The sequence below is a fragment of the Vibrio sp. Vb2880 genome (assembly GCF_033337975.1).
GTDB lineage: Bacteria > Pseudomonadota > Gammaproteobacteria > Enterobacterales > Vibrionaceae > Vibrio > Vibrio alginolyticus.
The window spans coordinates 118,155-140,415 of the sequence record NZ_JAWORT010000002.1 but is presented as its reverse complement, the minus strand read 5'-3'; the positions used below and the strand labels follow the sequence as shown (position 1 = coordinate 140,415).

Genomic DNA, 22,261 nt, shown 5'->3' with positions numbered 1-22,261 from the left:
GTTACTGTGCCAACTTTAATATACCCTAAAATACGTAGTTTCTGTGACATGCGTTGCTTAAAGTTTGAGTATGTTTGCAATTTGCAACTGCGTTATGCAATTTGACTCTATTATGCTAATGATTGATTAATAAACAATGAACCTTTTAAAGCATGACTAAACTCGCCGTTCCTAAAAAGGCGAAAAAACCAACTACATCTGTCACTGTTGTTAGAATCACCGAGCCAGCCAAAGCGGGGTCCAATTTAAACTTATCCAGAATAATGGGAATCAGCACACCAAATAAAGCTGCGGTAATAATATTGACGATAATGGCCAGCGCGATGGTTCCCCCAAGAACCGGAGATTGAAACCACAATCCGGCGAGCCCGCCGATGATTAACGCCCAAGCAATGCCGTTCAGAGAGCCAATACCCAACTCATTTTTCAATAGCTTGAAACGGTTACCTGGGGTGATCTGATTAAGCGCCATCGCACGAATCATTAGAGTGAGCGTTTGGCTGCCAGCAATGCCCCCCATGGATGCAACAATTGGCATGAGCACCGCCAAAGCCACTACCTGAGCAATTACATCTTCAAACAGTCCGATAGTGACAGACGCCAAAATAGCAGTAAGCAAATTGATGCCTAACCAAACCCCGCGCTTTTGCGAGCTTTTTAATACTGGCGCAAACAAGTCATCGCCTTCATCCATACCTGTACCGGCCATCAAACGTGCTTCGTAGATTTCACGCTGTGTACTCAATGCAAACTGCCAATCGACTTCACCGATCAGTGTTTGGTCTGCATCAGTTACAGGGAGAGCGGGCAGTGTGCTGTGTTCTAATGCCTCTACCGCTTCAGGAAGCATCATTTTACTGTCTAGAACCGTCACAGCTTCAATAACGAGTGTTTTTAAGCGAGTATCGGGGTCACCACGTAAGATATCGAAGTAGTTGACCGTTCCACGATACTGTTTATTACGATTAATCAGATACACCTGTTGAGGCGTGTCGTAGCTATAGCGCTCCATTAACTGCTTAGCTGTCCCAATCGTAATGTTGAAGGGCAGGGTGATGATCTTACGTTCAGCCCAGTGGCCGAGTTCTTCATCAGCATACTCGTTTGCTTGATCGTAAAGTTCCAACTCATCTTTTTCTATCAACGAGAGCGCTTCGTTGATGATCGACTCTGGCAACGAATCGGCCCATTCGATGAGCGACAAGTTGTCGAGTTTAGCGAGAGTGAGCTTTAGCTCGACTTCAGATAACGCATTGATGATAGAGAAACGTACGTCCGCACGCATTTCCGTTAACACGTCGATATGTAGCTCTAGTGGTAAAGCTCGCCATAAGCGAACACGATCGTCGATTGGAAATGCTTCTAGAATCAGGGCAACCGCGCCGGGCTCGAGGCCCGCTTCAATAGATTCATTGAGCGTTGCGACTTGATCCGCTTCTTCGGCTTGGCCAATTTGCTGGATTAGAGTGGAGAGATCTTGAAACTTGCTCACCGAGTACCCCGATAGTTAATTCGTTTTATGGAAGTATGGCATGTTATTGAGATGCACAACTATGCATCTTAACCTTGCTCAAGGTACTTGAAAGTAACAGAAAAACAATAGGCTATTTGCTGTTGATGGTGAGATATGGCTGTACCAATTGGCGAATGTTCACTTTTGCGCCAATACGGGCTGCCAGCAAGTACATTCCGCCTATTTTTCTGTGCAAAAATAGGGCATCTGCTGGTGGAGTATGCCAGTATTCTTGTTCCATGCTTAAAATAGTGCCAGCTTCGCGAAGCTTTTGTGCTAAGCCACTGGCTTTAAAGTCATAAGGCTCATCAACTAACATCGGTTCACATGCCATTTTCACTAGATCGAGAATCGCTTGGCGCTGGTCTGGAAGGATGGTTTGGCTGAAGAAGCCTATTTGTTCAAGCGCATCATTTAAGCCTTGTTCGTCATTATTCACGACAGACGCAAAAGCTTGGCGATAGCCGGTACTGAACCGTTCGCTGTATTCGCGGGTCGCCCCGAAATCTAGCAAGCCGATTTGACGAGTGTTTTCGATATATAAGTAGTTGGCGAAGTTTGGGTCGGTTTGTACCATCTTAAATTCGAACAGCTCTCGAAACAGTAATTCGAGTAGGCTGTGCATGACAAAATCCCGTGTACTCTGATCATAATGTTCGATTTGCTCAATCGGGCTACCATCAATGAATTCCATCGCGAGAACGGAGTCTGAGCAACTTTCAGTATGAATCTTCGGTACGACAAAATGAGGGTGCTCCTTCAAAGCGTCATGATAACGAATGGCAAATTGTGCCTCTCGTGCGTAATCGGCCTCGTCATGTAGCTGCTTTTTCGCTTCTTCGAGCAATCCTTTGTAGTCGACAGACTCGGGAATCAACCCAACGACCTTGAGCAGTGTACCGACATTATCGACGTCGCTATCGATACTTTTCCGTATGCCCGGATATTGCACTTTGACGGCTAGGTTATCGCCCGCATCGCTGTAGGCTTGGTGCACTTGTCCTATTGATGCACTGGCGATTGGTTTGAAGTTAAATGACAGAAACTCAGCTTTCCAATTCGTCCCTAGCGAACTTTCCATTACTGCGTTGAGTTGTTTTGCAGGCATTGGGTCTGCGTTGGAACGAAGACGGGAAAGAATATCGGCAAGTTCAGGTTCTAAAACATCACCAGCATCCATTGACAGCATTTGACCAAGCTTCATTGCAGCGCCACGTAGGTGAGCAAGTTGGTCAGTTAAACGCGCGATGTTCTGTGGCGTCAGCAAGAGGTCTTTCGCTTTTGGTTTGTTGCCTTTGGCTATCTGCTTCGTGCCTTCTGTAATCACATTGCCTGCGACACGGGTAGCAAGTGAAGCGAACTTGCTGAATCTTGAGATGCGATGGGTAGGTAGGCTTCTTTCCTTTGCCGACATGAATCTTCTCCGCTATTTACTAACTAATTGTTATACGGGAAAAGGATATGTTTGGATACAAATGAAAAGAAAACCGCCAGCGTAACTGGCGGTTTGCGAGTTTAGATAGAGTAGAAGAAGTACAGTTGAGACTTCATTCGGATGATGATCCCGCGAATCACATCTAAGAAGGCCATGAAGCCTATCGGTTTTTCACCGCTGACCCATGCCAGGCCAACAGAGCCAACTGGGATATCGTAGCCTTCTGGCTCATCAATCTTAAGACGAACAAAGTGGTGTTTGTTCTGTAAGTTCTTTCCAGTGGTGACACGTACGGAATCATCGAAACCCAGTAGATTACCTTGTGACTCACCTGTTGCTTCAACAATGCCTTCGACGGTCGCTGAGAAGATCTTACCTGGGTAAACGGACGAAGAGAATTCCGCTGGCTGACCCGGTTTGATGTTACGAATCGCCTGGTGGTTGACTCGCATCAGCACGTACTTCTCGTTAGTGTACATGTTGATACGCGGCATCATCGATACACGCTGACCTTCACGCAGGATAAAGTTGGTGACAAAGCCATCTGTTGGGGCATGAACTTTTGTGCTATTCAAATCCCATTGCGCTTTTGCAATTTGCTCTTCAGCTTGGCGCAGTTCGGCTTGTTTAGTTTCAACTGCAAGTTCCGCTTTATGAATCGCCAGTTTTGCACGGGAAATATCGACTTGTTTCTTCTTGATTTGAGACTCAAGAGTTAACACGTTGTGACGTGCCATATCAACCGCACTCGATTGTTTGTCGATATCGCTTTCCGTGATGGTGTTGTGCACTACTCGGTTTTGCTCAACATAACGATCTAGCATTTTTTTCTGCAATTTGTGGTCAACTTTCGCCGCTTCCAACTGGCTCTTTGATGTTTCTAGATCTTGCACTAGCGCTTCGTGGTTAGCTTCTTCAATCTCGATGTCGCCTTTTGCTGTAGCTAATGCAACGCGAGCAGAATCAGCGGATACGTTCGCTTGATTTAATGCGATTTTGTATTGCGTTGGGTCAAGTTCATAAATGAGCTGACCTTCTTTAACTTGCTGATTCGGCTCAATGTAAATGTGGTCAACTTTACCTTTTACATTGGTTGAATCTGGACGCAATTGGATGTGAGGCGACTGCACGACAGAACCGCCGGATAAATCCATCGGGGTGAAGTTAATCAAACCTACCCAGACGAACATCAGCCAACTCAAACCGCCAAGATAAGCGAACGATTTGGTTGCTTTGTTCCAAGGCATGCCAACCAAACGCAGCAGATAGATGAAGAGTGCCCATACCGCTAAACCTTCTAACATTATGCTTCCTCTTTTGGCTGTGTTTCTGTTTGCGGTTTACTTTTCCATGTATCACGCAGATTGATGATGGCTTTTTCCATATCAACAAATGCAAAGATCACGGCTAGCACCCAAACCCAGTGCCAGACAAACCCTATCCAGGTCAGCGCAGTGATGAGCCCTATCTGATGATGGTCTTTGCTGTGTGCTTTATTGATAGGCAATTCATGGATTTTCCAAAAGCCGTAACACGCGCCCGCGACACTCGCAATTAAAACGACAGCAGCGACAACATGTAACGCCGTATCTGCGCCTGTACCGACAAATGGGACACTCAGTAAACTCATTAAACACTCCTCTATCAAACTGTTGGCGTATTGTGATCTGAATTTGATTTGCGGCTGTCTTTGTGACAGATTCAATCACTACAGGATTGAATTTGATGTGATTGGTTATGAAAACGGTTCGGTTTATTCGCGCGATGGGCATTCTAAACATGCATAACCTCGCGTTATCTAAATACAATTTGGACTCGGATGAGTTAGGGATCCCAGCATCGGTGTTTCGTAACCCAATGACACTGATCCCGCTAAAAGCCGTTGCGGAATGGTACCGTTGTGTTGAACAAGCCAGTTGTGACCCGGATGTGGTGTTGAGTCTCAGCCGAGGTATTGAACTGCAAAAGCTAGGGCCAGTGGGACGCTGGTTATTCTCCGGCAATGATTTAGCCAGTACCATTCGGCGAGTGAATTATGGTGTGAGCAACCTACAATCAGGGGCGTTTTTTGCTGGCGAACAGTCGGGTAAAATCATCAAATGGACTTACCACAACCCGTTTATAGAAACGTCAGTAAAGGTGCACGATAGTATCCGCTGTGCGGTATTTATGATTAAGGTGTTACGCGAATTTCTTGGCAAAGATTACCAGCCTTTACGTGTCAAGGTTTCAGGCTCGAGAAAAAATACTGAGCGATACCGGGAATATTTCGGCTGCGAGGTGGAATGGAGTCAGCCAAAAACAGAGATATGGATCCCGGGAGATGACCGACTAGCTTCTCGCCAAGTGAGCCATCGAGAAGACAGCCGTCTAGCGATGAGTTTTTCCGATTTGGATGATCTGCTTAATATGCCCGATCCAGAAGACGAGTTGAAAGTGATTTATGAAGTGGTGAACTACAGCAGCCATTATGGATTGCCAACGTTAGAGCGCGTGTCTTCTCTGCTTGATTTATCTGAACAGCAGTTTCAACGTCGTTTGCATAAATTAGGGCTCAATTTTTCGACGGTTTCTGGCTATGTATTGAGTAATATTGCAGCTGGTTTGTTGAGTAAGCGCGTGAGTATTGATGACATTGCCACGCGCCTTGGTTACACCAATGTGGCGAGCTTCAATCGTATGTTTAAGAAACATCGTGGATTAACGCCCAAGCAGTATACGGGAAGATTAGAGAAGTAGTGCTCCACTTATCTCTATGAGTACAAGCAATAAAAGCCCTCAAAAAAGTAGAGGGCTTTGTTTTTTTGTGTGTTGTTGTTTTATGTAATGGCTATTTTTTAGGGCGCCAACTTAGTGCACTTGCAACAGCGCCGATGGCAATTACATCCTTTTTTTGTTCGCTAAGTTCAGGGAGCATCTGTACCGCAATGGTACCGTTCGTCTGCACTGCGGCAATTTCTTGTGTGCCCTCCTTAAAGCTATAACCCAATGGAATGTCTACCGCCATCATGGCGTCAGGACTAGTATGTACAGTTTCTACATTAAAGTGGGTGCTACCAATACGCACTACGCCTGTCTCTTTTTTTTCAAAGCTGATGTCGATGAGAGCCGATTTTGGCTCCATCGCAAACTCACCGACTTTTTTACCATCTTGAGTAATGTCACAGGTGTAAGGATCATTCCCACCAAAATCGACGCCCATGTAGTTAACCGACATACCGCCTCCGGTGCAGTTCAAAAGCCAAGTTTCTCCGCTGTCGATACGAGTCACTTCTGCGCCCATTGAACCTTCTTTGAAAGAGATACGGTTAAACCAACTTGAGTTAGAAGCACTGCGTGAATACTTGCCTTTGTACTTACCAGCAAAATCAAAATGGCCATCTGCACCGAATCCCCAAAAATCACCGTCGGTTTTGATCAGCATTTCTGGTTGTGCTTTTACGGCATCAGTACGATCCATGACGGCTAGGCCACCACAACCAGCAAGGAGCAAGGGAGCGAATAGAATAAGTTTCTTCATGTTTTTCATTGTTTATAGCTTGGTTACATCTAGGGTTTGGTCGGTGAATTGGATGTTCTGAATGTCGTACAACTCGTCAGTGCCTGTATTTGGGCACTCAACAGAAACGCTCTTTGCTTTGATAACAGTACATTCCGCCAGTTTGTGTGGCACGATATAGGTGTTGATACCGCCTTCACCATAAATGCTGTTGTCTTTGCTGTTGCCTTCAAAAGTATTGTTTTGATCATTACCGATCACATTCATCGCGTCGTCGCCAATGATCTTCACTTTTGTTAACCACTGAGATTTGTAGGTGTACGCTTCTATCAAACCGTCTTTGTTGGGAGCCATACGGAAGGTAGGTACTGTGCCTGGATTTGTCTTTTCTGTGTAGAGCTTGACGCCCGCAGAGTCGATATTCGCGGTATATTGCAAGTATCCGTGGAATAAGCCACTGATCCAATCAACGGCTTGTGGATCTTGGGTTTGCATTTCTTCACGCGTTAACGCTTGGTAGCCATCTAAACCATGTCCGTTTGCTTTTGCTACACCCATGTAAGCTTCAAAAGCGGCAGCAAAATATTCGTGAGAATATGAAGGGCCCGTTTGTTTAACACTTTCAGGATCGAAGTCGTCTGATTTCCAATCGTCCCAGTCATACTGAGTAGGGCGCCACACCGTCGGTTTGCCCGATTGAATATCGTTATAGATGCTTAACGCATGAGCTTGAATGTCATTTTGCAGTGCCGCAGTCGCCGTGTTAGGTGCAATACCTTGCGCTTGGACCAAGTGTAAAATTTCTTCAAAAGCGGCGTCTCGTTCGGCTTTTTTGCCAAGATTGGCGCAGTAATCGGCAAAATTACTCATGTAATGGCAATCGCCTTCAACTGTCAGTTCTCGATACATTAAAGATTGGCTATTCTTTAGCCAGTTTGGTGTTTCTTTACTAGTTACTAATGTTGACGCGATAGATGTGACAAGTGTATCCATATCATCTTCGTTAAGTACCATCATGCTTACAACAAACTTTTCTAGAGAACTCGTATCAAAAGAGTGTGCTAAGCCCGAGCTTGTAACTGCATCGTTCAATTTGCCTTGGCGAATCAGTTCGTTGATAAAGATTTTGGTTAGCATCTCATCATTCTGTTCGTCGTTTTCGGTCAGCATTAGTGTGGCATCACGCTCGGCTAATGTCTTAGCGATACGAGACTTGTCAGCACCGTACTTAGAGTCTGGTTGGTTTGTGAGAAGGTGTTGGATGATTTTGGCTGCACGAAAGATTTTTTCATTATTCGCACCGTCATCAACAGCCACAATGTGAAATGTATCGTTGTTGTTTGCTTCGGAAAGGGAGATTTTCACATAGTGGGTGAAGCCAGCATCAGCAGCCACTTTTAACTTGGCTGGAAACTCTGTAGAAACGACAGTTGGGATTGTGACAGTGCTCAATGTTGGCATTGGTGGTGGTGGAGGTGTTGTTTTCGATGGTTTCGGATTAGATTCACTGCCGCCACAAGCAGTTAGACTTATCGCGCAAAATATGGCTAAAGGTGTTAATTTGGAATATCTCATTTCATGTTACTCGTAGACTTTATTAGAGCAAGAAACTTAGAAGCAACATAAAGTCCTGTCTATATAAGCAAACTAAGTCATATATGTTGATATTGTTTTTTGGTAAGACCTATTATTCGATACATTTAAAAATATAGTGGATTTTTATTCCGAATTTTATTTTCTATGTGAAGCTATATTCTGGTAATTAATAAAACCTCAGGTTATTGCATGGTTTTAGGGGTATAGAATGATTAGGATTATCGTATATGTATGGTTTGTAAGCGTATGTAAGCCTGCGTTTTATTAAAATTATCATTTAAGTAGGTTGCGCAGTATAGGACGAGCGATATACTCCCTCCATCATATTGGTGGAGTAAATGATTCATGGTGGGTAATACAATCTTACTGGTAGAAGACGACTCTGAGATTGCTCGATTAACCAAAATGTACCTCGAAGCCGAAGGATATACGGTAACTGTCATCGATAACGGTCAAAATGCATTAGAAACGATTAAGGGGCTCAAGCCGGACCTAGTGCTGTTAGATTTGATGTTACCAGGAAAAAATGGCGCAGAAATATGTCAAGAGGCGCGTAAGTTTTATCATGGTATTATCATTGTTTTGACTGCGACCGATGATGAAATGAGCGAGGTGAGCTTATTTAAGTTTGGTGCTGATGATTACCTTACCAAACCGATAAAAGGCAATATCCTTCTCGCCCGTATTGAAGCAGCGTTGCGTCGCTATTGTCGTCAAGTTGATATCGTTGAAGAAGAAAAGCTGAGCCGATATGGCATTAGTCTTTGTCTTCGTCGCTCCCAAGCATTTTATTTGCAAAAAGATATTGGTTTAACGAGTTCTGAGTTTGAAATTTTAGAGCTCCTGATGCTGAATGTCGATAAGCCAGTATCTCGTGAATCATGTTGCCGTCTTGCCCGAGGCATTGAATACTGTATTACTGATCGTTCGATTGATATGCGTATATCCTCACTAAGGAAGAAATTCTCTAAGGCTCATATCCATACGGCTACCATTAAAACCATACGTCACCACGGCTACATGCTGACAGGTAAATGACGCATGTTTTCCCTGTTTACTCGTCTATATGTGGGGTTAGTAACTGGCCTTGCGCTGACTGTTGCTTTGTTTCTCTTTATGGGGGAAGAGTACATGCGCAAAACAGAAGTCGGTGTTTTTTTGAGTGACGGTGCTTATTTTGTCGATCAATACATTGAGCAACGAGGCACTCCGGATTCTCTCTACAAGAAGTTAACCGAAAACGGCAAGCAAGATTTCTTTATCTTTGATTTAACATTGGTTGAAAACTGGGACGGATCACCGCCTTGTCGAGATTGTAATCTGCTGTACCGTATGCAAGGGATACCTGTTTATCTTATTGATGGCAGTACCTATGCTGCGGTATTCCCTTTGCCTAACACTTCGAAGAGTTTAGTTTTCAAAGAAAAAACGGATTTCTTTAGCCCACACGTTGATTGGAATGAAGATTCTGAGATTGTATTTATACTTACTCTACTTTTGGTTGTTGTATGCAGTTTAGGCATTATGGTTTACATACCTGTACGACGTCTTGACCGCCAAATTCGGCAACTAACGGCTGCGCAACAACAATTTGGTTCTGGTGAGTTGAATACGCGAGTCGAGCTAAAGCAATTTTCGCAACCCGTGAAAGAGCTCGCCCAAGGCTTCAACTGCATGTCTGAAGAGATTGAGAGACGAGTGCGCCAAACACACATCTTTACTCAAGCTATTCCTCATGAAGTGCGCACTCCGCTGAGTCGTATTCAGCTAGCGACGGATTTAGCTCGACGCACGAGTGGTGAAATGCAGGCAGAGTTACATGACGATATTGAACGATACGTTGATGTCGTGACGGATTTAACGTCCGACATTGTCATGCTGTCTCGCTTGAGTGTGAAAAACCACTCATGGATCGATTCTGTTGAAACCATGGAACTGCCACTTTGGTGTAAAAGCCGCATGAATTACCTAGGCTTAGAGTCCGCCATGTTGAGAGCAGAAAATAAACTCGCGAACCAATTGATTCACTTTCAGCCTACTTTGGGTAACCTTGTCCTCGATAATTTACTGCAAAACGCCAAGCGTTATGGTGAGTCCTGCGTTGAGGTGACGATTCGAACGGTAGCGGATTGCTGGAGCATCGATATTGAGGACGATGGTCCGGGCATCCCTGAGGCGATGCGAGAAGAAGTATTTATGCCATTTTCGCGCTTAGACAAAAGCCGCAACGCCGACATGAAAGGCTTTGGTTTAGGGCTTGCCATTGCTACCAGTGCAGCGCGGCAACTGGGGTGGGAGCTTTCTGTCGGCGAGAGTCACTTAGGCGGCGCACGTTTTACGGTGCTTATTCCTGCCAACGGTTAGAGTAGGCACTGCGGTAGTCTGGCTCTGCGATACCTTCATACAAATCGTCACAAGCTTGCAGCGGACCTACGACGGTTCGGTAGGGTAGGACACCTGCCCAAACAGGGATGTCCATGTCTTCCGCATCGTCGTTGACGCCAAAATTGCTGATTTTCACTGATGCTTCTAGGAGTGGAATACGCAGCAGCATGGTGGCTTTGAGTTCTTTTTCATTACTCAAACGGACTTGTTCTGTTCTCCCCGGAGCGATCTGTTCAATAAAGTGATTCAGCAACCTGTCTTTCTCTTGGTTATCTTCCACCATCTCAAACTGGCCAAAGACCACAACACTGCGATAATGCGCACTGTGGTGAAACGCACTTCGAGCCAATACCCAACCATCAAACAAAGTAAAGGTTAAGCACGTTTGCACTCCTTGTTTGAGTGAGCGTAATAGTCGACTGTTGTTGGCACCATGGATATACACGTAATCATCGACACGCCATGCCAGCATAGGGATGACCACAGGGCCTGACTCGTTGGTTATCGCAATATGAGCGATTAGGCTTTCATCTATGATGGCGTGCAGTTTGCTAACATCAGAGACGGCTTTATGTGCGCCTTTCTTAATTTCCGTTCTATTGGTGTTGGATAGCATTTTCTCTCCTTGTTTGCTCACATTACGAGCGATTGATCCTCATTCTTTGATTGCAATGTAGCGTTTAACTGGTAGCTTAAAGAGAGCCACTTTTAACTAATGGATGGATCCAGTTTGTCTTTGATTGATATCGGTGACCTGCATTTAAAAGACAGTGATGGAACGCGTCAGCAAGCGTTGTTTTTTGCTATTCGCAAGAAAATTGTTCAAGGACTGTGGGTGAAGAATGGGAAGCTGCCTTCTACGCGGAAGCTTTCACAAGAGCTTAATCTAAGTAGGAATACCGTGATTTCTGCCTACGAACAGTTAGTGGCGGAAGGGTACTTGAACAGCCAAAAAGGTTCTGGTTTTTATGTTGCCGTAGAACTGCCAGAGCAGTACTTGCCTGAACCTAGTTCAGTTCAGAGAGACTCATCACCGAAAGCTCACTTTGATATCAACCGCGCATTTGCACCGGGTGTGCCGGATTTGGACGCATTTCCGATGGCGCAATGGCAAAAGTTACTCACTCGCCATATGTCTCGTACTTGCTTGTTGGGGAATCAAGATATTCAGGGTAGTTGGGCATTGCGCTGTGCTTTAGCTGACTACCTCGCATCAAGCCGTTCAGTGAATTGTTCTCCAGAGCGCATTATTATTACCTCTGGGGCGCAGCAAGCGTTGTCAATTGCGACGATGGTAGTGCTCAAACAAGGTGATAAGGTTCTGATGGAGCAACCAGGTTACGCGCAAATGCGGAAGTTGATTCAGTTCCAAAACTATCAATTTGAGCCTTTGTTCGTAAGAGAGAAATTAGGTTTTGATGTGGAAGCGGTGACCTCAAGCGATGCCGATGCGCTGTATATTACACCAAGTAATCAATATCCGATGGGCACCACACTCAATACCGAGCAAAGAGGAAAGATCATCAACTGGGCGGTCGAACAATCAAGTTGGATCATCGAGGATGATTATGACAGCGAATTCCAGTTTGCTCATCGCCCCTATACCAGCTTACAAGGGCTAGCGGCTCAAATGGGTCGAGATGATCGCGTGTTGTATGTGGGTTCTTTCAGTAAAGTGATGTTTAACGGCTTACGACTTGGCTACCTTGTGGTTCCTGAACGTTTAGTAGAGCAATGTTTAGTGGTTAAGGATGCGTTAAGTGGTGATTCGCCGACGCATACACAAGAAGCATTGGCAGACTTTATTACTGAAGGTGGGTTATTACGTCATATTCGAAAAATGCGTCGACTGTACAAAACTAAGCATGAACAGATGCATTTATCCATTCAACAGCATTTTGGCGACCGTGTTTGCGTCGTTAGCCAAGCGGCGGGGCTTCATATTACGTTGAAATGGCAAGATGGTATGGATGAGCAGCGTTTTACGAAACTAGCAGAGCATGAAGGGATCATCTTGCGACCTTTGAGCTATTATGAACACCCAGATTTTCAAGCACGTCACTGGCATGGTGCCGTGCTTGGTTACGGCAATATCGCGTTAGAGAACATAGACGCTGGTATCCAACGTTTAGCTCACATATTTCGAAATGGGAAGCGATGACTATTCAACTACACGTGTTTGTCGCTTATGTCGCCACTGTTTCCAAGGCAGTAAAAGTAGAGTAAAAATGCCAAGTGCATAAAACATTGACCAGCCTAAACATATAAAAACACCGGTACAAAGCAGTAGGGACAGTCCCGCAAGTGTTTTACCAAATCCTCGAAGCAATTTGAAAGCGGCTAACATCGCCAACATGTAAACCAGAACGAATACACTGTTTGCGAGTTTTAGGAAAAACTCCAGATCGAGCTGTGATAGGGTTCCTATCACACAAGATATCAATAATATACCGCCAACTAATATGGTGGCTGAGAAAGGGACACCACGACGTGAAATCTTGGCTAGTGGACTAGAAGGACGATGTTCCCGAGCTTGAGCCCAGACCATTCGCGCTAGGCTCTGTGTGTATAAGTTAACGCTCGCGAAACAAGCGGAGAAACCTATCAAGCTGATTATCCATTTGGCTCCATCGCCTAGTAGTTGGGCACTAAGCCAGGGGATGGATGCGTTATCAAATTGAGCGTTACCATACGCGCCAAACTTTAAAATAACGACAGAGCATGCCCAATAGGTAGCCCCTGCTACAAAACAACCGACCACAATGGCAATAGGGAAATCTCTTTGAGGTTTTTTGAACTCTTCCCCCATATGGGCAAAAGCCTCTATGCCAACAAAACACCAGAACATCACGCCTAACGCTGCGGTAATAGGCCAAATTGACTCTTGTGTGATGGCGGGCATCACAAGATCGGCGCTGTTAACGTCGCCTTTCCATAAAAATGCGCCAACAAGTGCGAAGACACTCAAAGCAATAAGAGTTTGTAAATGACCTGATGATTTTGTGCCCATCAAGTTGACGAACACAAGTAGTACTACCGTCAGAATTTGTGCAAACAGATTGTTGCTAATAGGTTCTGGCAATATTTGTTGTAGGAAGCCTGCGGCGAGTGCAATCGCGGCCGGAACCCCTACCGGAATGACACTAACAAATAGCCAAGCGACACTACTTTCCAGTTTGGCGTTAAAGGCTTTGCGTACAAAAAAGGCTGTTCCGCCCGCGTTGGGGTATCGTTTACCCAGTTGAGCAAAAGTCAGCGCAATAGGACAAATCGCGATGAACAATAAAATCCAAGCCCATAGTGAAAAATGGCCAGCTATACCTGCTGCGATAGCCGGGATCATAAACAGCCCCGTTCCCATTAATGTGGTGGATAACTGTGCGATACCTGATGTGAGTGAAATGTCTTTTTTGAGCTCTTCCATGCGAATTGATTCATCCAATGTTATGAGGCTTATTACGAAAAAGCTTGTGGCTTCTGGTTATTTCGTTTTATGTGTTTAAGCGATGCTATTTATGTGCTGAGTACTTAAGTTGGGAATTTGATTTCAATGTGTTATCTATTTTCTGTTGAAATGGATAACAGCACTCATCTCATGCCCGCCAAATAGCATATCCAAAATGTTAATAACAAAATGATTTACTAAACCGTCAATATGACGGTTGTTTTAAATAATTCCAACAAAATGTTGGTTTCTTATGCAGTTAGAATCGGTATAGAATGAGAAAAATAAGGAAAGCTTGGTAACGGTATGGACAAGTTTGATCATAAGATTGTGGATCTGCTCAGGCACAACGCTCGGCTGTCGGTGACTGAAATTGCGGATAACGTAAACCTTTCTCGTTCTGCGGTAACGGCCCGTATTCGCAAGCTAGAGCATGACAAAGTGATTCTAGGGTATCACGCTGAAATTGCGCCTTCGGGTGGGGATTCGATTTGCGCCTATTTTGCCTTAAAGTTCGATAAATCAACCTCTACGTATTATTGCGAATCATACGCGGACGAATTATACAAAATTGATGGCGTAAAATGGTGTCATGCGATCAGCGGTGAGACGGACATGATGGTTTTTGTCGAAGTGCCTACGATGGCTCGCTTGAACGAAATCAGAGATCAAATTCAACGATATCCAGAGCTTCGAAACCTGATGACTCATACCGTCTTAGCTGAATTCTTTAACACGACTGGGAACCTGTTTGTGAAGTGACCATGAATGGATGCCATGTTGAAAACCCTTCTGAGCGAATATGTTAAACAACATTAATTTGAATCTACTTAGATCCTTGCATGTACTTTTAGAGGAGTGTCATGTCAGCCGGACCGCAGACCGTTTGCACATTACGCAGTCAGCTGTCAGTCGACAGCTTGCACAATTGCGCGATCTGTGTGGTGACCCACTGCTTATTCGTCAAGGTAATCAACTGATACCAACGCCACGAGCAATAGCGTTAAAATCAAAGCTTGATGCATTACTGGCTGAGTTTGACCATTTACTCGATGACCAACCTTTTGAGCCGCGGCAGTGGCAAGGTGAGCTTGTTATTGCTTCTAGTGACTACGTGGCGCAATACGTATTGCCCGATATTGCCTCTCACTTGGGTGAACAAGCGCCACAGTTAGATATGGCGTACCGACTGTGGCAACCCAACTTTCTTGATAAACTTCATGAGACGGGCATCCATATCGCGTCTTCTATGTATCCAGAAAAACCACAGAGTGTGTCGAGCGTTAAAATTGGTGAGGATTCATCAGTTTGTTTGATGAAATCTTCTCATCCGTTAGCAAAGCAGGACCAGATCAGTATTGAAGACTTGATTTCATATTCACACATCAAAGTGACTGGCGGCGGAGACAAAGATTCCTACACTGATTTAGCATTGAAAGAGCTAGGGCACACCCGCCACGTTACCTTTAAGGTTCCATTCTTCTCTGCTGCGATCAATCGCTTAGTTGCAAGTGAGCACCTGATGGTGGCTCCTGAACATATTGCCGTTAACCTCGCTAAGCATTGGGACTTAACCCATAAAGCATTACCACTCGAAACACCTATTCATCAATATTGGTTAATGTGGCACCCCAAATACGACACGGATCCTGCGCATAAATGGGTGCGAGAAGAGATTCGCTCAGTAATGCAAATCTCTGAATATTCCATTCGCTAATACGTACACCGTTTAGCTATGACTTGAAGTCATGATTAGTATGAATAACTTTGATTTCTAATTATACCTCTTCCGTTGATAGAGTGAGCTTCAAAGAGGGGAGATTCTTATGACACTAACAGTTTGGTTATCACTTTTTACCGTGTGTTTATTAGGGGCTATGTCACCAGGTCCCAGCTTAGCTATTGTCGCTAAGCACTCGTTGGCTGGTGGACGTATCAATGGATTAGCTACGGCTTGGGCTCATGCGTTTGGCATTGGTATATATGCGTTTATTACCTTGATTGGGCTCGCTGTTGTTTTGCAGCAAAGCCCGATGCTGTTCAAGACGATTAGCCTTGTGGGTGCGGCATATCTTGCGTATTTAGGGTTTAATGCTTTGCGTTCAAAAGGTGGTGTGGCTGCGAAGTTGGAGTCAGGTGAGGAAACAACGGTAATCCAGTCTGCGCGAGAAGGCTTTTTTATCTCGATTTTAAGTCCCAAAATTGCTTTGTTTTTTATCGCATTATTCAGTCAGTTTGTCGCGCTCGGTAATGATTTGAGTAATCAGATGATCATTGTTGCCACGCCGTTTGTTGTGGATGGGCTTTGGTACACCTTTATTACCCTAGTGCTATCGAGCTCTAAAGTCGTTGACAGAATTCGCTCTAAGGCAGTGTTGATTGATCGTTTGTCAGGGGTAGTACTCATGCTGCTGGCTCTTAGAGTGGTCGTAACGGTATAGACAAGCTCGCAAGACAGAAATACTAAAAGCAGCCCGTGTGGCTGCTTTTTTGTCTACTCTCAGTAACCCTTACACAATTTACGTAATTCTGACGCTAAATGTTGCTAAAATTAATATTATCAATAGTGTTACTTTGGTTCATATTCTCATTTGCTGTGAAAGCTACTTTCCAACGCATTGTTATAATGAGAACGATAGCCACTTAACGTTAATACTAACAGTGTCGCATATTAAGTCGAGAGTGCTTTATTGGATAAAAACGGACTTTCCTCTTACTTACCCTATGAAAGGGGTAGAGACTTCATGACCGTTTAGAAGGTGAGAGCAATATGCAAAGAATAGTAGATTTAGCTCCAGTAGTAATTTTGACCAGTGTTTGCAGCGTTGCTTGGATATTCTTTTCAACAAAGAGCATTTGGGTGTTTTTTGAACTGTTTGTATTTACGATGCTTGGCTTTGGCCTTTTGTACGGGTTACTACAAAAGGCTGATCCTAAACACTTTGACTTTGTTTTAAATCACATCGATGAAATTAAGAAGGAAGGCAAAGATGCTTGCCTAAGCGGCGCTCCGAAAGAATCCAACCCATACTCTGGTGTCGATGGTGATTTATGGGAGGCTGGTTACACAGCCTCCTACAACAAAAAGATAAAGCAATAAACCGCTAGGTGTTTATTCAATATTGTGCTTTTCAAAAAAGCACCCTGCCATTTTAAGGACAGGGTGAAAGCAAGAAGTTTCTCAGGAGCGGTCGGGGGAGAGAAACTCATCTAAATCTTATTTACTTACCGGCGAACCTCTTCAAATTCACCTTCAATCGCATCTGCTTTACCTGTATTAAATTCATATTCTTCGTGCATTTCTCTCTGCATTTTCTTGACGCGCTTTTCAATACGCTTGCCGGTAATTAATGCTGCGATGGTCAACGGAATCGCAATGATCAAGCTAAATACTAACGTAAAAAAGCCGGTAATCAGTGCTAGTGCAGTTACAATAATCCGATTCATAATCATGACCTCTCTGTAATTTATGTGCTCAGATTAATGCTGTGAACATGAACAAAACATGAATGCTGACGTTCACTTTGTCCGGAGAGTGTCAAATGAATGAAACGAAAAAACGCCTGAGGGTGATCAGGCGTATAAACGGGGAAAAATATTAGTAATGCGCATGGCGCTTATTATTTAGAACAAATATGAGATATTGTCCGCTACGCTATGTGGTTAACGTTGTGGAGCAAAGTTCACCTATCGAGGGAATGTTTGGTAACGAACACCCATCATTTGTTCCATACAGTGCACAACTTGGCAGCTGTAACCGAATTCGTTGTCGTACCAGATGTAAAGTACACAACGCTTGTCTTGTGCGATAGTCGCTTGACCATCTACGACGCCTGCATGGCGAGAGCCAACTAAGTCAGTTGATACAATTTCTGTTGAATCGGTGTAGTCAATCTGTGCCGAAAGCTCAGAGTTCAACGCCATTTCACGCAAGTAATCGTTCAGTGAATCACGGTCTACGTCTTCACCTAAGTTTAGATTAGCGACTGCCATAGATACGTTTGGTGTCGGTACGCGAATCGCGTTGCCTGTTAGCTTGCCTGCAAGCTCTGGCAATGCTTTAGCAACTGCTTTTGCCGCACCTGTTGAAGTCAGAACCATGTTTAGTGAAGCACTACGTCCGCGACGGTCACCAGAGTGGAAGTTGTCGATCAAATTTTGGTCGTTTGTGTATGAGTGCACGGTTTCAATATGGCCAGAAAGAACACCATATTTATCGTTCAGAGCCTTAAGGACTGGCGTGATTGCATTTGTTGTACAGCTTGCCGCAGAGATGATGGTGTCATCTTCTTTAATTACCGACTCATTTACACCGAATACAACGTTTTTGATGTCACCTTTACCTGGTGCTGTTAGCAGTACCTTCTCTGCGCCTTTACACGCTAAGTGTTGGCTCAGGCCTTCAGAATCACGCCAAACACCTGTGTTATCAACAACTAGCGCGTTATTGATACCGAAAGCTGAGTAATCCACTTCGCTTGGGTTATTTGCGTAGATGATTTGGATGTAGTTGCCGTTAACGATCAGTGCTTTACGCTCTTCATCGATAACAATGCTACCGTTGAACTGACCGTGAACTGAGTCACGACGCAACAAGCTAGCACGCTTCTCCAAATCGCCTTTTTTACCGCCACGAACCACAATCGCACGTAGTCTTAGTGGGTAACCTGGACCACTTTTCTCAATGAGAAGGCGAGTAAGTAGTCGACCAATGCGACCGAACCCGTAAAGAACCACATCACGCGCTTTCAATGAAGAATCTGCGTCGCGAGCGCCATCAAGTGCAGTGATAAGGAAATCGTTTAGAGAGCTTGTATCGTCATGTTCATTCCAGTACATAGTTGCCAATTGGCCAACATCGACACGGCATGAAGAAATGCTCATTTCACAAAGCGCTTGAATAATAGGCATCGTGTGCTCAAGCGAAAGTGGGTTACCGGTATAACGTCTTGCAACGCGATGAGTTTTGAGAATGTCTATAGTAGTAGCATTAATAAGCGTTTTACCAAACAGAACCACTTCGATTCCTTTTTGACGATATAGCTTACCAATTAGAGGGGAAATAGATTCAGCAATCGTTTGGCTAGTTTGCCAGTCTTGGAGATATTTCTCTGGACTCATTGTTGTATTAGACCTTTCACGTTTTGGGGGCTAACCATACTCTCTGCTGTTGCCTCTTCGGCAGCGTGCAAGAGTGTGGTGGGTTATGTAATCGGGTTGTAATAGTTATGTGTGCGGATTCTAAGGTCGGAGTCCTTATTCTGCTAGGAAAATTAAATCCAGTGTAAAACACTACTTAAGGGGACGTTAGTGGTGGATTAATGTGACTAAAGCAGTGGTTTTCACGTATTGACATTTAGAAAGTAACTTACTTTTTTTGCGATGATAACGTTTGCTTTCAAATTAGTTTTGTTGACAAAAATGGATATTTTGCATTTTTGTGTGATTTAACTCGATAAGGCAACTCAATAGGTAAACATACAATAGATGATTTCCTGAAAAGTGATGCGACTCTTAGTTGTGAGTGAAACTTCATTGTTTGCATCCAACTTTAAGATTAAAAAACATGACTTAAATCACAATTTCTACTGCATTAGCCGATGATAAAACACTCACAATAACCATAGTCTAGGTAGGTGAATGTTGTTTGAAAGTAACAATGTCGTATATGCCTTTCAATGCAAGAAACTAGTCTAATATTAAATAAACGGATGAAATCAACCATTAGGCTGATGGATGTTGAGATTATCAATAAAAACACGCTTAGCGCTCCTCGCACTATTACCCGCTGTGGTAATAGTGGTATTTGCAGTTCAGCAGTTTTCTGATAATGCGTTGCGCGTGAGCCGTCTCAATCAAACGGTTAGCAATATTCAAGGTTTCCAATTGATATCCAAGGCCTCCCACTTTATTTACTCCATAGAGAAAGTACGCCGACAGCCTGATCTTCAAGTCTCTGCAGCCATTAATATTGAAGAACAAGGTGAAGTTATTTCTTCTTTGCATCAAAAGTTTGTGCGTAACCCTAATACTGCTGAGTATGCTGATGAACTGAAAGAAGCCATGCAGGGGGTATTGTCAGGTAGATTGAGTGAGATGGACGACCTGGGTGATTGGGCATTTCAACAGCTCCAAAATATGTCGCGCTCTTTGTTGCAAAATCATCAATGGTATGGCAGTGACGACGGCATTCGCATGCAAAATTTTATTGCCTACCTTGCTCAGCTCTCTTTTTGGACACAGAAAGAAGCTTGGCTGACGAACCGTTTAGTCCAAGACCCTGAGAGTCGGCTAAGTCAAAGTATGTTTTATCAGGCGATTGACCGACAGCAGCAAAATTTGGATGCGTTTTTAAACTTAGGTGGGTCATACGAGCAAGTGGATAAATTGCTTGGCTTGTTTACTTCGCCGAGATATCAGAGAAACTTGGCGTCTCGCGGACAATTAATGTCAGGAGACATGTCACAAAGTGACTACGCCGCGTATTTAAAAGAACTCGATTTTCGTGTGCAGCGCTTACAAGTGCTCATTGATGGGTTCACCAAACAAACTGAGCAGTCGCTTCTCACGCAGGTTCATGAACAAAAGGCCAATATAGCGATGATCAGTTTTGGCGTCGCCTTAGTGGTTATCCTGCTTTGTTGGCTCGGATTTAGTACTTGGTTCCGAGTTAACAGCAAACTCGATGCGATCATTCATACTTTAAACGCGTTGATCAACTCCGAAGAGAAGCAAACAAAAGTCAAAGTTGATGGAAGTGATGAACTGACCATTTTTGCTCAGCAAGTGAATCGAGTGGTTGAAGAAATGCAGAGACAAACTGAAGAAATACTGCATGCAAAAGAGTCAGCAGTATCGGCTAATCGTGCAAAATCTGTGTTTCTTGCCAACATGTCACATGAAATACGCACGCCCCTTAACGGGATCATGGGCATGACAGAAATACTCTCTCAAAGTGAGTTGTCTTCGCATCAACAAGAAGTTGTTGATGACATTGACTCCTCATCTCAAACACTGCTTACTTTACTTAACGATATATTGGATCTCTCTAAAATCGAGTCTGGACGATTGGAGCTGTCACTAGTAGAAGCGGATATCCGAGAAGTCGTGTATCAGTCGATGATTTTATTCCAATCCAAAGCAACATCTAAACAGCTAAAGTTAGGTATTAATTTAGCTGAAAATATCCCCATTCGCGTGATGGTCGATGATCATCGTGTCAAACAGGTAGTTACGAATCTGGTATCGAATGCGGTTAAGTTTACCGAAAGTGGGCATGTATGCGTTGATGTTAGTTATGAGGAGTTACTTGAGAAAGAACGTGGAGTGCTGACGTTTAAAGTAGAAGATACCGGAATAGGCATTGATCAAGATAAGTTAACCACGATTTTTGAACCCTTTACTCAGGAAGATGAAGGAGTGTCGAGGCAATTTGGCGGCACAGGGTTGGGTTTGGCAATTTGTTGTCAGCTTGTGTCGATGATGGGGGGCAAGCTCGTAGCAACATCTACAAAAGGAGTGGGCACATGCTTTGAATTCTCGATTGAGGTTGAAGCAATTCCGGTGTTTGGCTGGCGTTCGGAGGTGATTAATAAAGGGCTTTTGATCTGCTCAAATTACGACTACGCCGACCAAGTATTAAAAGAGTGTCGCTTAGCGAAAATCAATCTCTTTGGTGTTAATAATGTGAATGAAGTGCAAGCGATAAATGATGACTTTGATGTCATATTTCTGTGCCACAGTAACGACGCTAATACCGATGAAATCTTGGATAATCTATCATTTAATTACGATCTTCGCCGTGTGATTATTTGCCAGCATCATTTATCCACTCCCTACGAAAATGCAGAAAAAGTACATGCCGTACTCACATTACCTTTCCTTGGCAATCGATTTAAGCATGTCATTGATGATTTAGCTAAGGTTGAAAAGACTATATCAAGTGACAATGTCACAAATAATGTTGTCAGCTCTGAATATCGAGCGTCGCGTTCTCATCGGAGGATCTTAATTGCGGAGGATAACTTGATGAACCAGAAAATAGCGAGTTTCTTTCTGGATAAAGCAGGTTATGACTATTTGATAACAAGCAACGGTCAAGAAGCGTTAGAAGCCATCACAAAAGGAGAAGAATTCGATGCAATTTTAATGGACTGCATGATGCCCGTGATGGATGGACTGACCGCGACGAAAGAAATTCGTCGTTGGGAAAAGAAAGCAGGACGTGAAAAAACGATGATTATCGCACTCACTGCGAGTGTTTTGGAAGAAGACATCCACAACTGTTTTGCGGCAGGCATGGATGCTTATTTACCTAAGCCGTATAAATCGAACCAGTTATTTGAGCTCTTTAGTGAATTAAAACTCGCCTAGCTAACATTTCAACTT

General features: G+C 43.9%; 19 protein-coding genes. 9 read left to right on the top strand and 10 right to left on the bottom strand.

Translation table 11 applies throughout. The features are described from left to right. Positions 1-145: 145 nt before the first annotated feature. The 4 genes from R7M92_RS02525 to R7M92_RS02510 form a co-directional block, all read right to left on the bottom strand. A complete protein-coding gene (locus R7M92_RS02525) occupies positions 146-1,492 on the bottom strand; it encodes a magnesium transporter (RefSeq protein ID WP_005373641.1) in 1,347 nt (448 codons plus the stop codon). A gap of 112 nt (positions 1,493-1,604) precedes the next feature. Further along, entirely contained in the window at positions 1,605-2,927 is a 1,323-nt protein-coding gene (locus tag R7M92_RS02520; protein WP_005373639.1) for an ABC1 kinase family protein, read from the bottom strand. A 101-nt stretch (positions 2,928-3,028) separates the two neighbouring features. Then, a complete protein-coding gene (locus R7M92_RS02515; protein WP_318132615.1) occupies positions 3,029-4,252 on the bottom strand; it encodes an HlyD family secretion protein in 1,224 nt (407 codons plus the stop codon). Continuing rightward, positions 4,252-4,578 carry an MFS transporter gene (locus R7M92_RS02510; protein WP_017635162.1) on the bottom strand — a complete coding sequence of 109 codons (327 nt, stop codon included), beginning with the start codon at positions 4,576-4,578 and terminating at the stop codon, positions 4,252-4,254. The genes R7M92_RS02515 and R7M92_RS02510 overlap by 1 nt, the downstream gene beginning before the upstream one ends. A 107-nt stretch (positions 4,579-4,685) precedes the next feature. On the opposite strand from R7M92_RS02510, the gene R7M92_RS02505 reads away from it, so the two are divergent. Next, complete coding sequence (locus tag R7M92_RS02505) at positions 4,686-5,687, top strand: AraC family transcriptional regulator (protein ID WP_258477209.1); 1,002 nt, start codon at positions 4,686-4,688, stop codon at positions 5,685-5,687. 91 nt (positions 5,688-5,778) lie between these two features. On the opposite strand, the gene R7M92_RS02500 is transcribed toward R7M92_RS02505, so the two are convergent. Further along, positions 5,779-6,468, bottom strand: coding sequence for a hypothetical protein (locus tag R7M92_RS02500; protein ID WP_031778833.1), 690 nt, complete (start codon positions 6,466-6,468; stop codon positions 5,779-5,781). Between the two features lie 12 nt (positions 6,469-6,480). Beyond that, the gene (locus tag R7M92_RS02495) at positions 6,481-8,022 is read right to left on the bottom strand and encodes a hypothetical protein (RefSeq protein WP_258460972.1); all 1,542 of its coding nucleotides are present in this window, start codon (positions 8,020-8,022) and stop codon (positions 6,481-6,483) included. Between the two features lie 366 nt (positions 8,023-8,388). On the opposite strand from R7M92_RS02495, the gene R7M92_RS02490 reads away from it, so the two are divergent. Then, positions 8,389-9,081 carry a response regulator transcription factor gene (locus R7M92_RS02490; RefSeq protein WP_005373624.1) on the top strand — a complete coding sequence of 231 codons (693 nt, stop codon included), beginning with the start codon at positions 8,389-8,391 and terminating at the stop codon, positions 9,079-9,081. A gap of 3 nt (positions 9,082-9,084) precedes the next feature. Then, entirely contained in the window at positions 9,085-10,407 is a 1,323-nt protein-coding gene (locus R7M92_RS02485) for an ATP-binding protein (protein ID WP_005373622.1), read from the top strand. Here R7M92_RS02485 and R7M92_RS02480 read toward each other — a convergent pair. Further along, positions 10,388-11,044: a pyridoxamine 5'-phosphate oxidase family protein gene (locus R7M92_RS02480; RefSeq protein WP_005373620.1), complete on the bottom strand. Its 657-nt coding sequence runs from the start codon at positions 11,042-11,044 to the stop codon at positions 10,388-10,390. The genes R7M92_RS02485 and R7M92_RS02480 overlap by 20 nt on opposite strands. A 99-nt stretch (positions 11,045-11,143) precedes the next feature. Between R7M92_RS02480 and R7M92_RS02475 the strand changes: the two genes are divergently transcribed. Continuing rightward, positions 11,144-12,589, top strand: a complete 1,446-nt coding sequence (locus R7M92_RS02475; RefSeq protein ID WP_318132613.1) for a PLP-dependent aminotransferase family protein — start codon at positions 11,144-11,146, stop codon at positions 12,587-12,589. On the opposite strand, the gene yjeH is transcribed toward R7M92_RS02475, so the two are convergent. Continuing rightward, positions 12,590-13,852: an L-methionine/branched-chain amino acid transporter gene (yjeH, locus tag R7M92_RS02470; protein ID WP_318132611.1), complete on the bottom strand. Its 1,263-nt coding sequence runs from the start codon at positions 13,850-13,852 to the stop codon at positions 12,590-12,592. A gap of 327 nt (positions 13,853-14,179) precedes the next feature. On the opposite strand from yjeH, the gene R7M92_RS02465 reads away from it, so the two are divergent. From R7M92_RS02465 to R7M92_RS02450, 4 genes are all read left to right on the top strand, one after another. After that, positions 14,180-14,635, top strand: a complete 456-nt coding sequence (locus tag R7M92_RS02465) for an Lrp/AsnC family transcriptional regulator (RefSeq protein WP_318132609.1) — start codon at positions 14,180-14,182, stop codon at positions 14,633-14,635. A 40-nt stretch (positions 14,636-14,675) separates the two neighbouring features. Continuing rightward, on the top strand, positions 14,676-15,590 hold the full coding sequence (locus tag R7M92_RS02460; RefSeq protein WP_017819875.1) for a LysR family transcriptional regulator: 915 nt from the start codon (positions 14,676-14,678) through the stop codon (positions 15,588-15,590). Between the two features lie 109 nt (positions 15,591-15,699). Further along, positions 15,700-16,314, top strand: a complete 615-nt coding sequence (locus tag R7M92_RS02455) for a LysE family translocator (RefSeq protein ID WP_005373611.1) — start codon at positions 15,700-15,702, stop codon at positions 16,312-16,314. A gap of 329 nt (positions 16,315-16,643) precedes the next feature. Continuing rightward, positions 16,644-16,973 (top strand): hypothetical protein, encoded by a 330-nt coding sequence (locus R7M92_RS02450; RefSeq protein ID WP_005373609.1) that lies wholly within the window; start codon positions 16,644-16,646, stop codon positions 16,971-16,973. A 125-nt stretch (positions 16,974-17,098) separates the two neighbouring features. Here the strand turns inward: R7M92_RS02450 and R7M92_RS02445 are convergent, their stop codons facing one another. Both R7M92_RS02445 and R7M92_RS02440 read right to left on the bottom strand, forming a co-directional pair. Continuing rightward, positions 17,099-17,320: a hypothetical protein gene (locus tag R7M92_RS02445; RefSeq protein ID WP_005373607.1), complete on the bottom strand. Its 222-nt coding sequence runs from the start codon at positions 17,318-17,320 to the stop codon at positions 17,099-17,101. 240 nt (positions 17,321-17,560) lie between these two features. After that, positions 17,561-18,994, bottom strand: a complete 1,434-nt coding sequence (locus R7M92_RS02440) for a glyceraldehyde-3-phosphate dehydrogenase (RefSeq protein ID WP_025767937.1) — start codon at positions 18,992-18,994, stop codon at positions 17,561-17,563. 615 nt (positions 18,995-19,609) lie between these two features. Here R7M92_RS02440 and R7M92_RS02435 point away from each other — a divergent pair. Then, positions 19,610-22,246: an ATP-binding protein gene (locus R7M92_RS02435; RefSeq protein ID WP_104976233.1), complete on the top strand. Its 2,637-nt coding sequence runs from the start codon at positions 19,610-19,612 to the stop codon at positions 22,244-22,246. The last annotated feature ends 15 nt before the right edge of the window (positions 22,247-22,261 follow it).

What these genes read in the sequence shown, in the direction of transcription:
- R7M92_RS02450 (WP_005373609.1), top strand. Translation starts at nt 16,644, where the DNA reads ATGCAAAGAATAGTAGATTTAGCTCCAGTAGTAATTTTGACCAGTGTT.
- R7M92_RS02495 (WP_258460972.1), bottom strand. Translation starts at nt 8,022, where the DNA reads ATGAGATATTCCAAATTAACACCTTTAGCCATATTTTGCGCGATAAGT.
- R7M92_RS02455 (WP_005373611.1), top strand. Translation starts at nt 15,700, where the DNA reads ATGACACTAACAGTTTGGTTATCACTTTTTACCGTGTGTTTATTAGGG.
- R7M92_RS02480 (WP_005373620.1), bottom strand. Translation starts at nt 11,044, where the DNA reads ATGCTATCCAACACCAATAGAACGGAAATTAAGAAAGGCGCACATAAA.
- R7M92_RS02465 (WP_318132609.1), top strand. Translation starts at nt 14,180, where the DNA reads ATGGACAAGTTTGATCATAAGATTGTGGATCTGCTCAGGCACAACGCT.
- R7M92_RS02475 (WP_318132613.1), top strand. Translation starts at nt 11,144, where the DNA reads ATGGATGGATCCAGTTTGTCTTTGATTGATATCGGTGACCTGCATTTA.
- R7M92_RS02435 (WP_104976233.1), top strand. Translation starts at nt 19,610, where the DNA reads ATGTTGAGATTATCAATAAAAACACGCTTAGCGCTCCTCGCACTATTA.
- R7M92_RS02440 (WP_025767937.1), bottom strand. Translation starts at nt 18,994, where the DNA reads ATGAGTCCAGAGAAATATCTCCAAGACTGGCAAACTAGCCAAACGATT.
- R7M92_RS02520 (WP_005373639.1), bottom strand. Translation starts at nt 2,927, where the DNA reads ATGTCGGCAAAGGAAAGAAGCCTACCTACCCATCGCATCTCAAGATTC.
- R7M92_RS02460 (WP_017819875.1), top strand. Translation starts at nt 14,676, where the DNA reads ATGTTAAACAACATTAATTTGAATCTACTTAGATCCTTGCATGTACTT.
- R7M92_RS02490 (WP_005373624.1), top strand. Translation starts at nt 8,389, where the DNA reads ATGGTGGGTAATACAATCTTACTGGTAGAAGACGACTCTGAGATTGCT.
- R7M92_RS02510 (WP_017635162.1), bottom strand. Translation starts at nt 4,578, where the DNA reads ATGAGTTTACTGAGTGTCCCATTTGTCGGTACAGGCGCAGATACGGCG.
- R7M92_RS02445 (WP_005373607.1), bottom strand. Translation starts at nt 17,320, where the DNA reads ATGAATCGGATTATTGTAACTGCACTAGCACTGATTACCGGCTTTTTT.
- R7M92_RS02515 (WP_318132615.1), bottom strand. Translation starts at nt 4,252, where the DNA reads ATGTTAGAAGGTTTAGCGGTATGGGCACTCTTCATCTATCTGCTGCGT.
- R7M92_RS02505 (WP_258477209.1), top strand. Translation starts at nt 4,686, where the DNA reads ATGAAAACGGTTCGGTTTATTCGCGCGATGGGCATTCTAAACATGCAT.
- R7M92_RS02500 (WP_031778833.1), bottom strand. Translation starts at nt 6,468, where the DNA reads ATGAAGAAACTTATTCTATTCGCTCCCTTGCTCCTTGCTGGTTGTGGT.
- R7M92_RS02485 (WP_005373622.1), top strand. Translation starts at nt 9,085, where the DNA reads ATGTTTTCCCTGTTTACTCGTCTATATGTGGGGTTAGTAACTGGCCTT.
- yjeH (WP_318132611.1), bottom strand. Translation starts at nt 13,852, where the DNA reads ATGGAAGAGCTCAAAAAAGACATTTCACTCACATCAGGTATCGCACAG.